This window comes from Eubacterium sp. MSJ-13, from assembly GCF_018918235.1.
Classification (GTDB): Bacteria; Bacillota; Clostridia; order Lachnospirales; family Lachnospiraceae; genus Butyribacter.
The window spans coordinates 1-2893 of the sequence record NZ_JAHLQE010000015.1 but is presented as its reverse complement, the minus strand read 5'-3'; the positions used below and the strand labels follow the sequence as shown (position 1 = coordinate 2893).

Here is a 2893-nt window from a genome sequence, read left to right as displayed (position 1 = left end):
ATCGATATCATGTCATCTGAAAATAAACCGGGAATACTTAAAGTCAGGTCTGTGTGTGACGGTGTGATAGAGAAAAAAGGCTGGCTCAGGCTTGGCGGTTACAGAGTCGGGATAAGAAGCAGCAGTGGAACTTATTATTATTACGCACATCTTGACTCATACAGAAAGGGGCTTAAATCCGGTGACAGGGTGAAGGCAGGAGAAATTATAGGGTATATGGGAAATACAGGCTATGGCGACGAGGGGACGAGAGGTAAATTTCCGGTGCATCTTCATTTTGGGATATATGTGAGAGATAAGGCAGGCGAAAAATGCGTTAATCCTTATTATTTGTTAAAAAAACTGGAAAGCAGATAGCTTTGGAAAGGAAATAGATATGGAAATACAGCTTTGGAGAGAAATATTGGAGCCTTATGGTCAGGCGGTAGACGAACTTGTTGTCAAATTTAACCATATTAAGCAGGAATACCAGAATGCGAGAATGTATTCGCCGGTAGAATCTGTTTCAGGAAGAGTAAAGAGTATATCGAGTATCTTAGAAAAGGCTCAGAGAAAAAATGTTAAGATAGAAGAGATAGAAGATAAGATAGAGGATATTGCAGGAATAAGGATAATATGCCAGTTTGTTGAGGATATAAATACAGTTGTCAAGATAATAAAAAAGCGAAGTGACCTTGAGGTAAAACAGGAGAAAGATTATATAACAAACAGTAAGCCGAGCGGCTATAGAAGTTATCATGTAATAGCTTATTATACAGTGCAGACTATTTATGGACCTAAAAAACTTGAGGTGGAATTTCAGATAAGAACACTTGCGATGAATTTCTGGTCTACTATAGAACATTCGCTTCAATATAAATATAAAGAACATATGCCGGAGGATTTAAGAAAGAGGCTTCTCAGTGCGGCAGATGCGGTAGGTGTTCTTGACAATGAGATGGCGTCAGTCAGAGATGAGATAATGGATGCACAGAATCACAACAGGCAGAAGGCTAATATAATAGCAGATATAGTAAGAAGTATAGAAGAACTTTACTATGTCGCAAATAAGAGGGAAGTTGAGAAGATTCAGGACGAATTTTATAAGATATATAAGCAGAATGATATGACGATGCTAAAACGTTTTAACAAGCAGCTTGATATAATAGCTGAGACATACAGGGCACAGAGTCTTACGGCACGCAGTTACAGTGTGACCAGAGGTCACGGTGCATAAAGTTTTTTGAAAGGATTTAATAAGATGAAGATTTCAAGAGGTGAACTTGGATATTTGGAGTACAAGAAAAAAAGAGCCATAGCCGGAACGATAGCAATGGCTGTGATAGGTATTATAGTATTTCTTGTGGGATTTTTTTTGAATAAAATGTCAAACAGGAACATATTTACTGTTGTTGCTGTACTGTTTGCACTTCCGGGGGCAAAATTTCTTGTTGCGTATATTGTAGCGTTTCCGTATCATACCGTTGGAAAAGAAAAGTATGACATGGTAAAAAAGCATGTGGGCGATGGTATGCAGTTATATACGGATCTCGTTATCACATCATCTGAGAAAGTGATGAGTCTTGACTTTGTGGCTGTCGGAAATAATCAGGTCATAGGGCTTACAAGAGATAAAAAGGTTGAGATATCATATATAAGAAAGTACCTTACAGATGGTGTCGCAAACTGGGGTGACAATTATAAAGTAAAGATAGTCGAGAGTGAGAAACTGTTTTTAAATGAGCTTGACAATGTAAAAAAGGTTGAGACAGATGAGGAGCAGGAAGAAAATGTAAAATCTTATATAGTTTCGCTTATTATATAGTGAAGAGAGGCAGGTAACGGATGAGAGAGATAAGTATCAGTTCGGTTGATGAGGGGCAAAGGCTTGACAAATATCTTGCAAAATATATGCCTGAAGCACCAAAAAGTTTCTTCTATAAGATGATGAGAAAGAAAAACATTGTCTTAAATGGAAAGAAAGCGGCAGGAATGGAAAAACTTAATAATGGCGATACGATAAAGTTATTTCTTGCAGATGATACTATTGAAAAATTCAGAGGTGCTGATGAAGAAAAAACAAAAACTGTTCATGATATGAAAGATAAACAGCTTAAACTTGATATTATTTTTGAGGACGAGGATATACTTGTTATAAACAAGCCAGTTGACATGCTTTCGCAGAAGGCTGACAAAGATGATATCTCCCTTGTAGAGCATATTTCATGGTATCTAGATAAGAAGAAAGATAAGGAAAATGCAGAATTTGAGGGTTTTAAACCGGCAATCTGCAACAGGCTTGACAGAAATACGAGTGGTCTTATAGTTGCAGGCAAGTCGATAAAAGGTTTGCAAAGTATGAATGAGATATTCAGAGAGAGAAAACTAAAGAAATATTATCTGTGTATCGTAAAAGGATATGTTGACGGTTTTAAACGGATTGACGGTTATCTTACAAAGAATGAAAACCACAATACGGTAAGTATCTCAAAAAAAATGACACAGGGAGCTTACAAGATAGTTACAGAATATGAACCGCTTGCTTACGGCAGATTGCAGGGCGAAAGTTATACACTTTTAAAAGTTCATCTTGTAACTGGAAAATCGCATCAGATACGTGCACATTTAAAAAGTATAGGACATCCTATAGTTGGAGATTCAAAATACGGCTACAAGGATGTGTACAAGATATTCAGGAAAGAGTTTGGATTAAGACATCAGCTTTTACATGCGTGGAGACTTGAACTGTCTGATGATGAGATAGTACCTGACAAGTATAAAAATAAAGTATTTGAAGCGGCGATACCCGAGGAGTTTTCTGATATACTTGAGGGAATAGGCATAGATAAGAATACGAGTGTATTGTATCATTGATATTTCGCTAAATAACTTGTATAAATTTCCATCTGCTGCG

General features: G+C 36.9%; 4 protein-coding genes. All 4 read left to right on the top strand.

The annotated features are described in order from the left end of the window. Positions 1 to 357, top strand: a 357-nt coding sequence (locus KQI69_RS00760; protein ID WP_216563374.1) for a M23 family metallopeptidase, incomplete at its 5' end; no start/stop codon positions are given. 19 nt (positions 358 to 376) lie between these two features. Beyond that, on the top strand, positions 377 to 1216 hold the full coding sequence (locus tag KQI69_RS00755) for a GTP pyrophosphokinase family protein (RefSeq protein WP_216563373.1): 840 nt from the start codon (positions 377 to 379) through the stop codon (positions 1214 to 1216). Between the two features lie 24 nt (positions 1217 to 1240). Further along, positions 1241 to 1804, top strand: a complete 564-nt coding sequence (locus KQI69_RS00750; RefSeq protein ID WP_216563372.1) for a hypothetical protein — start codon at positions 1241 to 1243, stop codon at positions 1802 to 1804. A 20-nt stretch (positions 1805 to 1824) separates the two neighbouring features. Continuing rightward, positions 1825 to 2853 (top strand): RluA family pseudouridine synthase, encoded by a 1029-nt coding sequence (locus tag KQI69_RS00745; RefSeq protein WP_216563371.1) that lies wholly within the window; start codon positions 1825 to 1827, stop codon positions 2851 to 2853. Positions 2854 to 2893 lie beyond the last annotated feature (40 nt).